General features: G+C 72.2%; 16 protein-coding genes. 8 read left to right on the forward strand and 8 right to left on the reverse strand.

Annotated features, from left to right (window positions below):
* Positions 1 to 139: 139 nt before the first annotated feature.
* The gene (locus NNW99_RS01295) at positions 140 to 781 is read left to right on the forward strand and encodes a cutinase family protein (protein ID WP_215116723.1); all 642 of its coding nucleotides are present in this window, start codon (positions 140 to 142) and stop codon (positions 779 to 781) included.
* 76 nt (positions 782 to 857) lie between these two features.
* On the opposite strand, the gene NNW99_RS01300 is transcribed toward NNW99_RS01295, so the two are convergent.
* A complete protein-coding gene (locus NNW99_RS01300) occupies positions 858 to 2,579 on the reverse strand; it encodes a hypothetical protein (RefSeq protein ID WP_215116724.1) in 1,722 nt (573 codons plus the stop codon).
* Between the two features lie 193 nt (positions 2,580 to 2,772).
* Here NNW99_RS01300 and NNW99_RS01305 point away from each other — a divergent pair, with 193 nt between their 5' ends.
* Positions 2,773 to 3,009 (forward strand): hypothetical protein, encoded by a 237-nt coding sequence (locus NNW99_RS01305; RefSeq protein WP_215116725.1) that lies wholly within the window; start codon positions 2,773 to 2,775, stop codon positions 3,007 to 3,009.
* Positions 3,010 to 3,070: 61 nt separating this feature from the next.
* Here the strand turns inward: NNW99_RS01305 and NNW99_RS01310 are convergent, their stop codons facing one another.
* Positions 3,071 to 3,922 carry an aldo/keto reductase gene (locus tag NNW99_RS01310; protein WP_215116726.1) on the reverse strand — a complete coding sequence of 284 codons (852 nt, stop codon included), beginning with the start codon at positions 3,920 to 3,922 and terminating at the stop codon, positions 3,071 to 3,073.
* A gap of 186 nt (positions 3,923 to 4,108) precedes the next feature.
* Here NNW99_RS01310 and NNW99_RS01315 point away from each other — a divergent pair, with 186 nt between their 5' ends.
* Entirely contained in the window at positions 4,109 to 4,522 is a 414-nt protein-coding gene (locus tag NNW99_RS01315; RefSeq protein WP_215116727.1) for a VOC family protein, read from the forward strand.
* A gap of 24 nt (positions 4,523 to 4,546) precedes the next feature.
* On the opposite strand, the gene NNW99_RS01320 is transcribed toward NNW99_RS01315, so the two are convergent.
* The gene (locus NNW99_RS01320) at positions 4,547 to 5,494 is read right to left on the reverse strand and encodes a LacI family DNA-binding transcriptional regulator (protein ID WP_370869190.1); all 948 of its coding nucleotides are present in this window, start codon (positions 5,492 to 5,494) and stop codon (positions 4,547 to 4,549) included.
* A 19-nt stretch (positions 5,495 to 5,513) separates the two neighbouring features.
* On the opposite strand from NNW99_RS01320, the gene NNW99_RS01325 reads away from it, so the two are divergent.
* On the forward strand, positions 5,514 to 6,959 hold the full coding sequence (locus NNW99_RS01325) for a sugar porter family MFS transporter (RefSeq protein ID WP_215116728.1): 1,446 nt from the start codon (positions 5,514 to 5,516) through the stop codon (positions 6,957 to 6,959).
* Positions 6,960 to 6,987: 28 nt separating this feature from the next.
* On the opposite strand, the gene helR is transcribed toward NNW99_RS01325, so the two are convergent.
* Positions 6,988 to 9,201, reverse strand: a complete 2,214-nt coding sequence (helR, locus tag NNW99_RS01330; RefSeq protein ID WP_215116729.1) for an RNA polymerase recycling motor ATPase HelR — start codon at positions 9,199 to 9,201, stop codon at positions 6,988 to 6,990.
* Positions 9,202 to 9,405: 204 nt separating this feature from the next.
* Between helR and NNW99_RS01335 the strand changes: the two genes are divergently transcribed.
* The gene (locus NNW99_RS01335) at positions 9,406 to 10,290 is read left to right on the forward strand and encodes a Gfo/Idh/MocA family protein (protein WP_215116730.1); all 885 of its coding nucleotides are present in this window, start codon (positions 9,406 to 9,408) and stop codon (positions 10,288 to 10,290) included.
* Between the two features lie 24 nt (positions 10,291 to 10,314).
* On the opposite strand, the gene NNW99_RS01340 is transcribed toward NNW99_RS01335, so the two are convergent.
* Positions 10,315 to 11,202: a GNAT family N-acetyltransferase gene (locus NNW99_RS01340; protein ID WP_215116731.1), complete on the reverse strand. Its 888-nt coding sequence runs from the start codon at positions 11,200 to 11,202 to the stop codon at positions 10,315 to 10,317.
* A gap of 317 nt (positions 11,203 to 11,519) precedes the next feature.
* On the opposite strand from NNW99_RS01340, the gene NNW99_RS01345 reads away from it, so the two are divergent.
* A complete protein-coding gene (locus tag NNW99_RS01345; protein WP_251057669.1) occupies positions 11,520 to 12,629 on the forward strand; it encodes a PP2C family protein-serine/threonine phosphatase in 1,110 nt (369 codons plus the stop codon).
* Between the two features lie 64 nt (positions 12,630 to 12,693).
* Here the strand turns inward: NNW99_RS01345 and NNW99_RS01350 are convergent, their stop codons facing one another.
* Positions 12,694 to 12,930, reverse strand: a complete 237-nt coding sequence (locus NNW99_RS01350; RefSeq protein ID WP_215116732.1) for a chaplin — start codon at positions 12,928 to 12,930, stop codon at positions 12,694 to 12,696.
* A 218-nt stretch (positions 12,931 to 13,148) separates the two neighbouring features.
* On the opposite strand from NNW99_RS01350, the gene NNW99_RS01355 reads away from it, so the two are divergent.
* On the forward strand, positions 13,149 to 13,355 hold the full coding sequence (locus NNW99_RS01355; protein WP_215116733.1) for a hypothetical protein: 207 nt from the start codon (positions 13,149 to 13,151) through the stop codon (positions 13,353 to 13,355).
* Positions 13,356 to 13,408: 53 nt separating this feature from the next.
* Here NNW99_RS01355 and NNW99_RS01360 read toward each other — a convergent pair whose 3' ends face one another.
* Together NNW99_RS01360 and NNW99_RS01365 are read right to left on the reverse strand one after the other, a co-directional pair.
* Entirely contained in the window at positions 13,409 to 13,900 is a 492-nt protein-coding gene (locus tag NNW99_RS01360; protein ID WP_215124104.1) for a DUF5709 domain-containing protein, read from the reverse strand.
* Between the two features lie 89 nt (positions 13,901 to 13,989).
* Complete coding sequence (locus NNW99_RS01365) at positions 13,990 to 15,498, reverse strand: hypothetical protein (protein ID WP_215116734.1); 1,509 nt, start codon at positions 15,496 to 15,498, stop codon at positions 13,990 to 13,992.
* A 227-nt stretch (positions 15,499 to 15,725) separates the two neighbouring features.
* Between NNW99_RS01365 and NNW99_RS01370 the strand changes: the two genes are divergently transcribed.
* On the forward strand, positions 15,726 to 16,382 hold the full coding sequence (locus tag NNW99_RS01370) for a nucleoside/nucleotide kinase family protein (protein WP_215124105.1): 657 nt from the start codon (positions 15,726 to 15,728) through the stop codon (positions 16,380 to 16,382).
* Position 16,383: the final 1 nt, after the last annotated feature.

Below are 16,383 nucleotides of genomic sequence, written 5' to 3' on the forward strand. Positions count from 1 at the left end.
CGGCGTCGTACTCAATCGGCGACAAAAAACAGCGGGGATTCCATAATCCCGTCCATAACTCCCGGCAGGCGAAAGCGAATACGTTCGGGCCGTCCTTTTTCGCAGGCGCTTCACGCGCCTCACACGCGGAGGATCCCCCATGCGTATCCGTTTGTGTCTCGCCGCGCTCTCGCTGGCCGGCGGGGCCGGGCTCGCCACCCTCTCGGCTCCCCCGGCCTCGGCCGCGGCCTGCTCCGACGTGGAACTCGTCTCGGCACGCGGCACCTTCGAGCCCGGGACGCTCGGCTTCATCGTCGGCGACCCGGTGCTTTCCGCGCTGCAGAAGAAAGCAGCGGGCAAAAACCTGACCAGCTACAAGGTGAACTATCCAGCCGACCTCTCCCCGACGTCGGCGGCGCAGGGCAATCTGGACCTGGTGAACCATGTGAAGAGCCAGGCCGCCGCCTGCCCGAACCAGAAGTTCGTTCTCGTCGGCTATTCGCAGGGCGCGAACGTCGTCGACAACTCGATCGGCATCAGCAGCGCGGGCGCGGTCGTCGGCAGCCCCATCGTGGCCACACTGCCCGCCGCGGTCGAGCCGAAGGTCGCGGCGGTGCTGCTGTTCGGCAACCCGATCCGGGCCCTCGGCAAGAGCGTCACCGGCACCTACCAGAGCCGCACCCTGGACCTCTGCGCCCAGGGCGACCCCGTCTGCGAGAACGGCGGGGGTGACGTCGGGGCGCATCTGAGCTACCGCGACGACGCCGACGCGGCCGCCACGTTCGCCGCGGCCAGGCTCTGAGGCAGGCCAGGCTCTGAGCCTCACCGGCACATCAAGGGGCCCGGGAGGATCTCCTCCCGGGCCCCGTTTCCGGTGTCTAGCGGGGTGACCGGGCGAACCCGGCGAGGCTGGTGGAGACGATCTCGGGACCGCCGTCGTTCTGCGTGGGCGCGGCGGTCAGCACGTCGAGGTGCTGATAGCCGTCGGCGACCACGGGGTGCAGCTCCGGCGGCACCCGGCCGGCCAGCAGTCCCTCACCGGCGAGGACGGTGAGCACCGGGTTGGCGGTGAGCCCGCCCGGATGGACGACGAGCTTCTTCACCTGCGGCGAGGTGGAGAGCTGGATGTCCGTGACCAGCTTGGTCGGGAAGTACTGCTCGGTGAAGTCCAGCGGCTGCTCGGCGAGGCTGCGGGCCAGTTGCCGAATGTCGGTGACCTCCTCGCCCGCACCGGTGAACGGGGTGCCGTCGGCCGACCGGTAGCCGGGGTCGTCGGGGTCGCCGACGCGGTCGTAGTTGCGCCAGGTGTAGAGGGGGCCCTCGGGCCGGTCCGGGATGGCCTTGTACGCGGTGCCGTAGAGACCGGGCTGCTGCGCACCGCCGTTGGCGACGGGGAAGCTCTTGTCGGCGATGGGCCCGCCGTCGAAGAAGCCGACGCTGGTCTGCAGGAACGCCAGCGGTACGGAGTTGTCGTCCAGCAGCGCCCCGAGCACCGCCCCGTTGGTGAGCCGGAAGTCCTTCACGGACGGCGAGCCGCTGAGGAACGCGGCGGTGTCCTTGGCGAACAGGAAGCGGTTGGTGGCCTCGATGTTGAGGTTGGAGGGCAGATAGCTCGGCAGGTCGGCCTCACCCTCCAGATCGTTGAGGGCGCCGAGGCCCGCGATGCCGAGCAGCATCATGGTCTCGGGGTTGAGCAGCACCGGCGCGGACAGCGTGCGAGACAGCAGTCCGCTGTCCAGTCCGGCCTGGACGACGCCGTAACCGAGGCCGATGTCGGGCAGGTTGGTGTCGTCGGGCAGGTTGCCGCTGAGGTCGGCGAGCGACGTGGAGACGGTGGTGTCGAGGGCGAAGTAGCCGGCGCACTGGTTGTACCCGGCGTCCGCCGTGGTGGCCCGGTTTCCGTCGAAGTCGGCGGCGGCGAAGTACCCGGTGACGACACCGCCCAGCGAGTGCCCGCCGCACAGCACCTTCCGCTTGCGCTGCGCCTGGTCGGGCAACTCGGCGGTGAGCAGGTCGTACTGGTCCCGTACGGTCTGCTCGATCCCGAGCTTCGCCATCCAGCCCAGTTCTCCGTTGCCCGCGTAGCCGCCGAAGGTCCGGCCGTCGACCTGCTTGCCCCGGTAGTAGTAGTCGACGGCGCTGTGCTGGTCGCCGGAGGCGATGCCGGTGTGGTCCTCCAGACAGTTGGAGCGCCGGTCCAGCGCCCAGAACTCGATGGGCGCGCCCTGCTCGGCGGCCCTGGCCACGGTGTTGCGGGCGACGCTGTCGAACGCCCCGGCACCTTCCAGGATGCCGGGCTGGGCGATGAGGATCCGGTCCGCGCCGGCCGACTCGGCGGGCCCGCCTGCCGAGCGGTAGCGCAGATACGACAGCCAGTCACACGCGGCCGGACGAGGCCCGGCCGACTCCGGCAGCGGCACCTTCACCCGTACGACCGACTCGGTCACCCCGGTGACGGGGGACGTCGACGCGACCGGCGTCTCGGTTCGCGCCCCGTCGGCCCGGGCGCCCGGGGCGGCGGCCGTGAGTGTCCCGGCGGTCAGCAGTACCGCGAGCGCGGCACCGCGCCACTTCCCTCTGCTCCTGCGGTTCATGTCCATGCCACGGACGCTAGGGCGGTGGCGGGAGGGCCCTCAGGGGGTGCTGACGAGAATTCAGTTTCCCGGTCGCGCCTTGTCACCGGCGCACAGCGCACCCGGCATCGAGACCTCGGGACCCCGGTCCGTACCGGTTCGTCCCGCGAATGGTCCAGGCCGAGCTGCGAAACGGCGTTTTCGGGAGCATGGTGGGGCTATGGACGGTCAACCCCCCGTGGTCGTGCAGCCGCCCGCGTCGGACGGCGGACGGCTGGTGACCATCCACGGCGAGCGCATGGGCGTCGCCTACAGCCTGTTCGACGTGCTGGACCTCCTGCACCGCGAGGGCCTGCCCACCCATGACACGGCCGTCGACGACACCGAGCTGATCGAGTGGCGCGGCGGAGGCCCGTACGACTGGAACAGCGGGGAGCCCGGGTCCGACGAGGCGTGAGCTTCGGGGCGATACCTGAAGGCACTGCCCCGGACGGCCCGGATTTCGGACAGCACTCCGCCTAGTCCGACCCTGGTTCCGCCTCTGCCCCCTCGGCCAGCCGGTCGCGCTGGGCGGGCGTCAGGGCGAGGTCCGCCGCGGCGAGGTTCTCCTCCAGGTGCTCGATCCGGGCCGTACCGGGGATCGGCAGGACGACCGGTGCGCGGTCGAGGAGCCAGGCGAGCGCGACCTGCGTGGGTGTGGCCCCGAGGTCGGCCGCCACGGCGGCGATCTCGGCCTGGGCCCCCGCCTTCCCCCACGCCACGGGCCGCCACGGCAGGAAGGCGATACCGGCCGCCGCGCATGCCGCGAGTACGGGCTCGTGCTCCCGGTCGAGGAGGTTGTAGCGGTTCTGCACGCTCACGACGTCGACGATCTGCCGCGCCTCGGCCAGCTCGGCGACGGTGACCTCCGACAGCCCGATCCGTCCGACCAGGCCCTCGGTCTGCAGCTCCCGCAGCGTGCCGAGCTGGTCGGCGAGCGGTGTGTCGGGGTCGATCCGGTGCAGCTGGAGCAGTTCGATCCGCTCGACCCGCAGCCGGCGCAGCGCCTGCTCGACCTGGGCGCGCAGGATCCCGGGCCGTCCGTCGTACTTCCACTCGCCGCCCGGGCCGGTCCGCGCGACACCGACCTTGGTGGTGATCAGCAGCCCCTCCGGGTAGGGGTGCAGCGCCTCGGCGAGCAGTTCCTCGTTGGCTCCCTCGCCGTACAGATGCGCCGTGTCGATCAGGGTGACGCCCAGCTCCACGGCCCGCCGGGCGACCGCGAGGGCGTTCTCCCGGTCGGGCCCGGGCTCGGTCGGCAGATGCATGGCTCCGAAACCGAGCCGGCGCACGTCCAGATCCCCGCCGATGCGGAACATGGTCGATGTCATGAGCTGTCGCCGCCCCCTCCGCTCAAAGGCCAACGCTAACAACTCGGTTGCCGACCACCGCGGCTTTTCGGCACCCGCCCCGCGCCCCGCTCCCCCGCCCCCTGCGCGGCGCGCTCGGCGAGCCGTTGTCAGTGCCCGGCGCTACGCTGCGCGCACATGACCCTTTTGTCCCTCCGGGAGGTTCACATGGTCACGCGCCTCAATCCGTACCTCACCTTCAACGGCGAAGCCCGGCAGGCGATGGAGTTCTACAAGGAGGTCTTCGGCGGCAGCCTCACCCTCAACAGCTATGGCGACTTCGGCCAGGCGGACGCCCCGAACGCCGACAAGATCATGCACGGCATGCTGGAGACCACCAGCGGCTTCACCCTGATGGGCGCCGACAACCCGCCCGGTATGGAGTCCGCGCCGGGCAACCCCTTCTCCGTGAGTCTGAGCGGCGACGACGACGCCGAGCTGCGCGGCTACTGGGAGAAGCTGTCGGAGAACGGCTCGGTGTCGGTGCCGCTGGAGAAGCAGATGTGGGGCGACGAGTTCGGCATGTGTACGGACCGCTTCGGCACCCCGTGGATGGTCAACATCGGCAGAACGGAGAGCTGAGCGGGACCGGCCGGGGCAAGCCGGCTACTCCGTCCGCGCCGGGCCGCTCGTCCCCCGTATCACCGGCTTCGGGTCCAGCACCGCCTCGCGCGGCTGCGGTTCCCCGTCCTCCAGTCGCTCGACGGCGAAGCGGACGGCGTGTTCGGCCATCCGGGTCGCATCCTGACGGACCGTGGTCAGGCCGATCGGCGTCAGATGGGAGAGGTGGCTGTCGTCGTGGCCGACGACGGACAGATCGCGCGGCACCTCGATGCCCGCCCGGGTGAGGGACATCAGCAGGCCCATCGCGCAGCGGTCGTTGCCGGCGAGGACCGCCGTCGGCAGCGGCTGCCCGCTGTCGCGCTCGGCCAGGAGCAGCAGGCCGGTCTCGACACCGGAGCCCTCGGTGTGACGGCCGGGAATCACCCGGGCCTCGGCCTCCAGGCCGTGGCGGCGCATCGCGGCGCGGTAGGCACGCCGCCGCTCCGCCGAACCGGGACCGCGTCCGCCGTCGATGTGCACGATCCGGCGGTGCCCCAGCTCCACCAGATGGTCCATGGCCTGCCGGACGCCCTTGCCCTCGGCGGAATGGACGAAGTCGACATGGGCCTGGGGCACGCGGCGGCTGACCGAGACCGTGAGCGTGCGCTGCCCGAGTTCGCCGAGGTATTCGGGCTGGGCGTCCGGGCCGAGCAGGATCACCGCCTCGCAGCGGTGGCTGAGCAGCGCCTCGACCGCCTTGGCCTCGCTGCGCCCCTGGGTGGCGCCGGAGAGCGGGACGTCGTATCCGAGCCGCTCGGCCTCGGGACAGATGCCGGTGATGAGATCCGTGTGGAAGGTCTGGTGCACGGCGAACATCACGCCGAGCGTGCGACTGCGGCCGCGGGCCGGCAGCCGGGCCGCGCTGTCGGGCCGGTAACCGATCTCGTCGGCCACGCGCAGGACCCGCGCAATCTTTCGCGTCGGTCTCTCGGGTACCCTCCGCCCGGCCATCGACAGGTAAGGAGCGGCCATGGACGTCAGGGATGACACGACAGCAGCCTCGAACCCGGCCCCGGCCCCGGCCGGCGGCGTCGCGGACGAGAGCCCGCCCGCGGTCTCCCGGCGGCTGCGGATGATCACCATCATCGCCACGTTCGGCGGTCTGCTCTTCGGCTACGACACGGGCGTCATCAACGGCGCCCTGCCCTATATGACCGACGACCTCGGCCTGACCCCGGTCACCGAGGGCATGGTCACCAGCTCGCTGCTGCTGGGTGCCGCGCTGGGCGCGGTGACCGGCGGCCGGTTGTCGGACGCGCGCGGAAGGCGGCACAACATCCTGCTGCTGGCCGTGCTGTTCTTCGTCGGCGCGCTCGGCTGCACGCTCGCCCCGACGACCGAGGTGATGATCGTGGCGCGGTTCGTGCTCGGTCTCGCGGTCGGCGGCGCCTCGGTGACCGTGCCGGTGTATCTCGCGGAGGTGTCGCCCGCCGAGCGGCGCGGTGCTCTCGTCACCCGGAACGAGCTGATGATCGTCTCCGGTCAGCTGCTGGCGTTCACGTCCAACGCGATCATCGCGCGGCTCGGCGGCGAGTCCGGCGGTGTGTGGCGCTGGATGCTGGTCATCGCCACCCTGCCGGCGGTGGTGCTCTGGTTCGGGATGCTGGTGATGCCGGAGAGCCCGCGCTGGCTGGCCTCCCAGAGCCGCTTCGGCGAGGCCCTCGACGTCCTCAAGCAGGTGCGGTCCCAGGCCCGGGCCGAGGCCGAGCTGAAGGAGGTCTCCGCGCTCGCCGTCAAGGACGAGCGGGAGAAGCTCGGCGGCTGGCAGGACATCAAGAGCACACCGTGGGTGCGCAAGCTGATGTTCGTCGGGTTCGGCATCGCGATCGTGCAGCAGATCACCGGCGTCAACACGATCATGTACTACGGCACGCAGATCCTCACCGACGCCGGTTTCACCGCCGACAGCGCGCTGACGGCGAACATCGCCAACGGTGTGATCTCGGTGCTGGCCACCTTCGTCGGCATCTGGCTGCTCGGGCGGGTCGACCGCCGCCCGATGCTGATGACCGGCCAGCTCGGCACGACCGTCGCCCTGTTGCTGATCGGCGTGTTCTCCCTCGTGCTGCCCTCCGGTGATCCGCGGGCGTTCGCGGTGCTCGCCATGACGGTCACCTTCCTCGCCTTCCAGCAGGGCGCGATCTCGCCGGTGACCTGGCTGATGCTGTCGGAGATCTTCCCGATGCGGATGCGCGGCTTCGGCATGGGGGTCGCGGCCGTGGTGCTGTGGCTGACCAACTTCGTGATCGGCCTGGTCTTCCCGTCCCTGGTCTCCGGCATCGGGATATCCAGCACCTTCTTCCTGTTCGTGGTGGCGGGCCTGCTCTCCCTCACCTTCGTGAAGCTGTACGTCCCCGAGACCAGGGGCCGCACCCTCGAGACCCTCGAGGCGGAGCTTCGGGCGCGCTTTTCCTGAGCGAGGTCGACTGGGACACCTTCGGCGTTCATGCCCGACCGGATGCGGAAGGAGCTCGCCGCGTAGGAACCGGGGTCGTGAGGACGACGAGCTGCCGGGTGGCCCTGGTCATCGCGACATAGCGGTCGACCGCTCCTTCGACGCCGGTGCCGAAGTCCTCCGGGTCGACGAGGACGACCAGATCGAACTCCAGCCCCTTCGACAGCTCCGGGGTCAGCGACCGGACGCGGGAGGAAGAGGGCCGGAACGCGGGATCGCCGATGACACAGGCGATCCCCTCGGCGTGGGCGGCCAGCCAGGTGTCGAGGACCGAGTGCAGCTCCGCGGCGGCTCCGTGGACGACGGGGACGCCGCCGCTGCGGATGGAGGTCGGCACGTTGGCGTCCGGGAGCACGGTGCGGATGACCGGCTCGGCCTCCGTCATGATCTCCTCCGGCGTGCGGTAGTTGATGCTCAGGGAAGCCAGGTCGATCCTGCCGAACCCGACCCGTTCCAGCCGCTCCCGCCATGACTCCGTGAAGCCGTGCCGGGCCTGGGCGCGGTCCCCGACGATGGTGAAGCTCCGGGACGGGCAGCGCAGCAGCAGCATCTGCCATTCCGCGTCGGTCAGTTCCTGGGCCTCGTCCACGACGATGTGCGCGAAGGGGCCGGTGAGCACGTCCGGTTCGACGGTGGTCAGTTCGGCCTCGTTGACCAGGCTGACCTGGGCGTCCTCGCCGCGCAGCATGGACACCAGGCCTTCGCCCTCGTCACCGTCGGCGCCCGAGTTGGCCGTGGCCTCGATCAGGGTGTCGACGACCCGCGCCATGTGCTCGCGCTGGCCGGCGAGGACGGCCTTGTTCCGGCGCCCCCGCCTGGCCGCCTCCGGGTCGCCGAGCCGCTGCCGTGCGGCGTCCAGGATCGGCAGGTCGGAGACCGTCCAGGCCCGGGCGTCCGCGCGCTGCAGCGTGCGGACCTCGTCGCGGCTCAGCCAGGGCGCGCACATCCGCAGATAGGCGGGCACCGACCACAGGTCCGACACGAGGTCGGTCGCTTCGAGCAGCGGCCAGGCGCGATTGAAGGCCGTGAGCAGTTCCCTGTTCCGCGACAGCGATCTGCGCAGGAGGTCCGTCGACACGTCGCCGTCGTGCTTGTCCTCGATGATCGTGAGCAGTTCCTCCCAGACCTGCTCACGCGCCTCGTTGTGCGGGGTGCCGGGTTCCGCCGCCGCGAAGGCCACGGCCCAGTCGCGGGCGCCGAGGTGGACGTCGTTCCAGTGGGTCGTGACGGTCATCGGCTCGGTGGGCGGCTCCTCGTAGAACGCGACGGCCTTCTCGATGGCCCTCACCATGTCCGCGGTCGACTTCAGGCGGGCCACGTCCGGGTCGGTCTCGGTCCCGGCCGTGGCTCCCTCGTCGACGAGGTCCCGCAGGACGCAGGTCTGTACGCCCTCCTCGCCGAGGCCGGGCAGGACGTCGGAGACGTAGGACAGGTAGGGCCGGTGCGGGCCGACGAAGAGCACGCTGCCCCGGCGGTGCTGTCCGAGGCGCGGGTCGGAGTAGAGGAGGTAGGCGGAGCGGTGCAGGGCGACGACGGTCTTGCCGGTGCCCGGGCCGCCGTCGACGACGAGGGCGCCGCGGGAGCCCGCGCGGATGATGGCGTCCTGGTCGGCCTGGATGGTGCCGAGCACGTCCCGCATCCGGGGCGAGCGGTCGGTGCCCAGGCTGGCGATGAAGGCGGACTGGTCGTCGAGCGCGGCGTGCCCGGAGATGCCGTCCGCGGTGAACACCTCGTCCCAGTAGTCGCCGATCCGGCCGCCGGTCCAGCGGTATCGGCGGCGGCTGGCCAGGCCCATGGGGTCGGCGTGGGTGGCTCCGAAGAAGGGCTCGGCGGCGGGGGAACGCCAGTCGACCAGGAGCCGGCGGCCCTCGCCGTCCGTGAGGCCGAGGCGTCCCACGTACACGGGATCGGAGTCGTCGGCGCCGACCATGTGCCCGAGGCACAGGTCCAGTCCGAAGCGGCGCAGTGTGCGCAGCCGGCCGGTGAGCCGGTGGATCTCCGCGTCCCGGTCCATCGCCTGCCGGCCCGTGCCGCCGGGTGCCCGGCGCTCGGCCTCCAGCCGGCCGGACACCTCGGCGATCGACTGCTCCAGGCACGCGGCGACGGCGGCGAAGTGCCGCTCGTCCCCGGCGATCAGCGCGGGGTCGGCCTTGTGGGCGAGGCGGTCGGGAAGAGCGAACGCGCTCGTGGTCAGGGGGGTCACGTCATGCTCCCGTTTGCGCAGGTCCTGGGCTTAGGCCGGACAGTTTGCGGCATGGAGGGGGCCTTGCCGCAAGACCCCCTGTGCGCTATAAGTTGAGAGTGGCAAGGAGACAGCTCCTTGCCTTTCTTTTTGTCCGGCCCTCCCGGTCGTCGGTCCATTCCCTGTGGCACTCTCTTCGTTCAGGCACCGTGGAGAGGCGGCGGTATGCGGATAGGACTGCTGGGCACCGGACCGTGGGCGCAGATGGCCCACGCACCCGCACTGAGCCGGCACGGAAAGCTGGACTTCGCCGGTGTGTGGGGCCGCCGTCCCGAGGCCGCGAAGGAGCTGGCCGAGCTGCACGGCGTGCGCGCGTACGACGACGCCGACGAACTGTTCGCCGATGTGGACGCGGTCGCCGTGGCGCTGCCTCCCCAGGTGCAGGCGGACCTGGCCGCGCGGGCGGCCCGGGCCGGGTGCCATCTGCTGCTCGACAAGCCTCTCGCGCCGACGGTGGAGCAGGGGCGGGCCGTGGTCGAGGCCGTCGAGGAGGCGGGGGTCGCCTCGGTCGTGTTCTTCACGACCCGCTTCCAGCCGGAGCCGGAGGCGTGGATCGCCGAACAGGCGGGAGTGCCGGGCTGGTTCACGGGGCGGGCGCAGTGGCTCGGGGCGGTGTTCACCAGCGAGAGCCCCTTCGCGACGCCGTGGCGGCGGGAGAAGGGCGCCCTGTGGGACGTCGGGCCGCACGCCCTGTCCGTGCTGCTGCCGGTACTCGGCGACGTACGGCGCGTGACGGCCGCCGCCTACGGTCCCGGGGACACGGTGCATGTCGTCCTCGACCATGCCGTCGGCGCATCGAGCACCCTCACCCTGAGCCTGACAGCCCCGCCCGCCGCCGCCGGTGCCGCGGTGGAGTTGCGGGGAGAGGCCGGGGTCGCCGTCCTGCCGGAGAGCTCCGACGGAGCGGTGCCCGCCCTGATGCGGGCCGCGGACGCCCTGCTCACCGCGGCCCGCACCGGTCGTCCGCACGCCTGCGACGCGGCCTTCGGCCTCCGTGTCACGGAGATCCTCACGGCGGCCGACGACCTGCTGAACGGCGGCGCACGCTAGTGCGCGTCGCCGCCGAACACCTGCCTACACCGGGTGGAAGTTGAGCCGTTCCTTGACCACCGGGTACCCGGCCTTGGCGAAGTTCGCGGCCATGGGGAAGTTCCCCTGGTCCGTGGCCGCGGCGACGAACTCCGCGCCCTGTTCGACCAGGAAGCGGGTGCACTCGACCAGGAGGTCGTAGGCGTAGCCGCGGCCCCGCTGGTCCGGCAGGACCCCGATGAAGCCGATGCAGGGGCCCGACGGGTTGTGGGCCGGGATGTGGATGCCGGCCGGCTCGCCCTCCGGGGTGTAGGCGACCTGCCACCATGCGCGTGGCGAGGGGCACCAGTGGAAGAAGTCGAGTTCCTCCTGGGCCGCCCGGTCGAGTCCGCCCTCCTCGATGGCCTTCAGCGCGTGCGCGTCCAGGGTGACGGCGTGGATCCGGCGCAGCGCGTCGAAGAACACGGCGTCGTCCGGTTCGGGGCGGAACACCAGGCGGCCGGGGCGTTCGGGCAGGCCGTGCTCGGGGGTCCAGCGGTACTGCAGGCGTTCGACCAGGAGCTCGTAGCCTGCGTTTCGTGCGGCGGTGAAGCGGGTCTCGGCGGCGGTGCGCAGGGCCGGGGTGTCGCGCCAGCCGACGGGCAGGTTCAGTTCGAGTTCCACCTGCCAGGGCGCGGTGCGCAGGAGTGCGGCGCCCGCTTCCTCCTCGCCTTCCGCCACGTCGAACCAGTTGAGGCTGAGGGGCTCGGTGTCGTCGGGTCCGCCCCACCAGGCACCGCGGGCGACGACCTCGCCGTCGCGCAGGGCCACCCGCTTCCAGTCGGGGCGGTGCAGGGTCCGCTGGTGCACCTCACGGGCGCCCAGCGGGTCGGGCAGGGTGTCGAAGAGTTCGGCGTCGCTCGCGTCGAGCGCGCGGATGACCACGTCGGTCATGGACTTCCTCCGGGAAGCGTGCTGCGAGGAGCGCTCCCGGTCAGGTCGGTCGAGACACGCCGGGGACGGGGAGCAGGGAGCGCTGGAACGGTGTGAACTGCACGGCTCTGCCCTCCTTCCACGGGTCTCGGGGCGTGGCGCGCCACACGCTACGGGGCCACCGGCGGACCGTCCACCGAATTATCGGCTCGGCTCGAGTGGCCCCCGGGCCTGACCGACGACGACGCCCGGCCGGGGCTCGCGCCCTTGCGGCCGGCCGTGGGGCGTCCGTGCGGGCCCGGCGTGCGGCGCCCGGTCGGGCGTAGCAGCGTGGTGGTGTGAGCAGTGTGCGCGGCCGGCTGTCGCGCCGGGACCGGGACCGGCGCGGCTGGCTGCGCGGCGCGCCCCCGCCGGGCTGGGCGCGGGTGCTGCCGTCCGCGCTGCTGGCGGGGGTGTGCGCGGCGGAGCTGATCAGTCCGGAGCCGCTCGACATCGGCTTTCTGCTGGGTGCCATCCCGCCGCTGGCCGTGCTCGCGCACGGGCCGGTGGCGACGGCCGTGCTGGGCGCTCTGGTGGTGGTCGTGCTGACCATCCCGGTCTTCAGCCTGAACGACCCGGGCAGCACCGATTTACTGACCGTGTGCTTCGTGGCGGTGCTGAGTGTGCTGCTGTCGTTCGTCCGCAGTCGGCGTGACGCGCAGCTGGTCACCGAAAGGGCTGTCGCCGAGGCCGCGCAGCGGGCCGTCGTGCCGCCGCTGCGGGAGCGGGTCGGGCCGGTGCGGTGTGCGGGGCTGTACCGGGCCGCGCAGAGCGGGACGCTGGTCGGGGGCGACTTCTTCGACGTACGGGCGGGTCCCTACGGCGTCCGGGCGGTCATGGGCGATGTCCAGGGACACGGTCTCTCGGCCGTCGCCACGGTCGCGTCGCTGCTGGGGGCGTTCCGGGAGGCGGTGCTGGACCAGCCGGATCCGGCGGCGGTGGCGGCCCGGCTCGACCGGAGGCTGGTGGTGGACTCGGCGGGAGTGCCGCACGCCGAGTTGTTCGCGACGGCGGTGCTGCTCGGTTTCTCCGCCGACGCCGGGGTGGTGCGGATCGTGGCGTGCGGGCAGGCGGGGCCGCTGCTGCTGCGCGACGGGCGGGCCATGGAGCTGGACATCGAGCCGTGCACACCGCTCGGTCTCGGACTCGCCGACGCGGCTCCGCCCCGGGTGGTCTCGGTGCGGCTGCGCGCCGGTGACCTGCTCTTCCTGGCGTCCGACGGGGTCACCGAGGCCAGGGACGCCGACGGGGTCTTCTACCCGCTGGCCGAGCGGCTGCCGGGCTTCGCCGGGGAGGAGCCGGCCGCCCTGGCCGAGCGGGTGTGGGCCGACCTCGTACGGCACTGCCCGGACGTGCGGGACGACGTCACGATGCTCGTGCTCGCGCCCCGTCCGCAGGCCGGGCCCTGACGGCGGCCGACAGCGGCCCGCGAAACAGCGCGGGCCGCCGCCGGCGGGCCGTACGACCGGTGGATCAGTCCTCGATCGAGCACTTGTTGCCGATGGCGGGGTTGAACGCGCCGATGAAGTTGACCGAGTTGCCGCAGATATTGGCATCGATGTCGATGGGGATCTGTACGACGTTGCCGGAAAGGACGCCGGGGCTGCCGACGGCGATGGCCTCGGCCTCCGCGTCGGCGCTGGCCGTACCGGCACAGGCCAGCAGGGCGGCGCAGGCCAGGCCGAACGCGGCGGTCATACGTGTGCGCATGGGAGAGCTCCTGTCATTCGGTGGGGACACGTGTCTCCACCGTCGCCCGGGGTGCGGCGCCGCGACATCGGTGGGCGTCCGAACGGGGACAGGGGTTTCTCCGGGCCGGAACCACGCCCTCCGGATGCACGCCGCGCTCCCGCGGGGAATGGTGATAGCGGACCCGTTTTTCAGCACCGGGGCCGCCCCCAGCGATCCGGACCCTAGGAGCAGAGAACATGTCGACGTCACAGCCCCCCGCGTCCCGGCCGCCCGAGGACCGCGCCACCCCGGACCGCCTGCTCCACGCCCGCACCGGCACCGACGTGTCGCCGGAGGACCTCGTCCTCGCTTCGGGCAAGGACCTCACCCCGCACAACCTCGAATGGGCCAAGCGCAAGCTGGCGGCCGAGGGGCCCGCCGCGCTCGAGAAGCTGCTTCCGTAACCGACGGCCCCCTCGGCGGACGCCGAGGGGGCCGACTTGGGGCCGCTGGCGGTTCACGCCCTGTCGTCGTCCCCGGGCAGGGTGCTGTCGTCCTCCACCACGTGCACGGCGGCCTCCTCCGCGCCGGCCGCTCCGCCGTCGATGCCGATGTCGGTCGCGACGGTCTCCCTCGTGGTGTCGGCGTGGGCTCCCTCGTCCGGGGCGACCAGACGGCCGGCACGGGCGGTGCCCGCCTGCGGGTCCACCGGTTCGCCGTCGCTGTCGGGGCTGTCGCCCACGCCGTCCCCGGCCGGCTCGGCCGACACGTCGGGGACCTCCTGGGACAGCCGCTCGTCGAGGGTCTCGCCCTCGTGCTGCTCGGCGGCGGTGGTGCCCGTCTTGGTGACTCCGAGCGGCTTCTCCGGCGGGGAGTAGCCCTCGTCGAGAGTGTCGTCGTAGGTCCGCTCACCGACGGCGTCCTGCAGATCCAGCGGCGCGGCGTCCGCCTGCTCCTCGTTGGTCCCGGTGGGCTGGTACGCGTCGTCCGCCATCGGTTCGGGGCGCATGGGTTGCGTGCCCATCACTTCTGCCTCCCTGTCGCTGCGTCGACTCGTCGGTCTCATGTGCCCGTTCCGCGTTTCCCGATACGCGGGCTCTAACCTCGGCGGCCGGCACCCTGTCCCGCGGCGGGCGCGGGTGCGACGCGGACGTCCAGGTCCGAGATCCGGTGGACGGGCCAGGCGCGGGCGTAGCGGGGCGGGGTGCCGCCGGCCGGTGCGATGTGGGCGACCGGGAGACGGTCGGCGGTGCGCAGGACGGCGCCCGGGGTGGTGTTCTCGTTGTTGCCGGAGGTCGCGCCCGAGGAGCAGCCGGTGTAGTAGCCGATCGGGATGGCCTCGTGGCCGGTGAGCAGACAGGGCGGGCGGACGCCGAGCCGGTGCAGCGCGGTGGCGGTGCGGTCCCAGTCGCGGCGGTTTTCGGTGTTGCGGGACACGGCGCCGTTCAGGACGGCGAGCTGTGCCGCCAGATGCCCGGCCAGGCCGAGCGCGACCAGGGTCGCGGCCACCGGGCGCCACTTCCCGCCCGGGGCCTTGACCAGGTGCCACAGGGCGTCGGCGACCGGGAGCGCGAGCAGGGCGTAGGTGGGGGTGAGGAAGCGGGGCGCCGCGTAGCCGATCATGAAGAGGTACGGCAGGGCGGCCGTGGCGGCGCAGGCCAGCGGGACGAGGGTCCGTCCCAGGCGCCGGGCCCGGGCCGCGACGAGCAGTCCGAGGCCGGCCAGTACGGGCAGGACGAACCACCAGATGACGACCAGGGGGTTGGGCATCGGCCCGGTGCACGGCCGGCACAGGGCCCGGCCGCCCAGGCTGCGGAGCTGGTCGTCGACGGCGATGTGCCAGCCGAGACCGCCCTGGATGCGGGAGGCTTCCGCCAGGCGCTCCCCCAGACCGCCGTAGCCCACGTACGCCTCGATCACCCACGGGACGGCGCCCGCGGCGAGGCCCGCCAGGAGGGTGAGGAGCAGGCGCCGATGGCGGCGCACCAGCGCGAGGACGAGCAGCGGCACGGTGACGTAGACCGCGTCGGTGGGCCGCATCCACGCCATGAGCGCGGCGCCGGCGGCGACGCCCCACAGGGCCGCTCGGGCGGAAGGTTCCCGCCGGGCTCGCAGGAAGCAGCCCACGCAGATCAGGGCTCCGATCGCGACCCAGTAGTTGGGCATGGCCTGCGGGCCGTAGAAGAGGGTGACCCACAGGGAGGCGAAGAGGGCGCCGCCGACGACCAGGACACGGGTCGGGAACAGCCCCCGCCAGGCGCGCAGGGCCAGGTAGAGGGCGAGGCCGGACAGCAAGGCGAGGTAGACGCGCAGCAGCGGCACGGATGTCGACCAGGACGCCACGGGCGCCACGAGCAGCGAGACGCCCCGGGAGCGCGGTGCGCTGAAGAAGGCCGCGGGGGTGTGGGGGGTAACCTGGCTGACGTAGACGATCTCGTCCCAGCCGAGACCCAGGACGGGCTGGACCAGGGCGAGTTGGGCCAGCGCGAAGACGACCGCCACCGCGGCGAGCGCCCGGTTCCCCCGGACCCCGAGGGGCGCGCCCGGCCCGGCCGTCGGTTCGCGTCTTCGCCTGCGAACCAGGATGGCGCTCGAGCCGATGGTCATGTTCCGCCCCTTGCCCTTGTGTCACATAAACTGACAAACACGGAAAAACTAACCCGCGGTGTGAGGGAACGCAGGGCGGAATACGGCCAAGTGCCTGACGCGAAGTGAACGTCAGTGGGCGTGCGGGGCATGGTGCGGGTGATGGAGCATCAGAGACGACGCCGTCAAGGTCGAAGGGGCAGGCCTGGATGGCTTTGGCCCGGGCGCCGGGTGACACACTCTGCGGTGTGCCGCTCACCTTCGACGACCTCGTCCACCGTGCCCGCGCCCTCTCCCGAGGCGGCCGGCGCACGATCCTCGGTATCGCGGGCAGCCCCGGCGCGGGCAAGTCGACGCTCGCCGAGCACCTGGTGCGGGAACTGAACGGATCCGGCGAACCCTGGGTCGCGCACGTCCCCATGGACGGCTTCCACCTCGCCGACACCGAACTGGAGCGGCTCGGCCGCAGAGACCGCAAGGGCGCGCCCGACACGTTCGACGCGGCCGGGTACGCGGCCCTGCTGGGGCGGCTGCGGGAGGGGACGGACGACGAGGTGGTGTACGCGCCCGGCTTCGAGCGCGTCCTGGAGCAGCCGCTCGCGGGGGCGATCCCGGTGCCGCCGACGGCCCGGCTCGTCGTCACCGAGGGCAATTACCTGCTCCTGGAAACCGGCGCCTGGGCCCGGGTCCGCCACGGGCTCGACGAGGTGTGGTTCTGCGAACTCCCCGAGCGGGAGCGCGTCCGCCGACTCATCGCTCGTCACGAGCAGTTCGGCAAGTCCCACGAGGGGGCGGTCGCGTGGGTGTCGCGCTCGGACCAGCCCAACGCCGAACTGGTCGCCACGACCCGGGCACGGGCCGACCTGGTGGTGCCGGAGTCGGCGCTGCCGCGTGTGGAGACGTGAC

This window comes from Streptomyces sp. CRCS-T-1 (genome assembly GCF_024442335.1).
Classification (GTDB): domain Bacteria; phylum Actinomycetota; class Actinomycetes; order Streptomycetales; family Streptomycetaceae; genus Streptomyces; species Streptomyces koelreuteriae.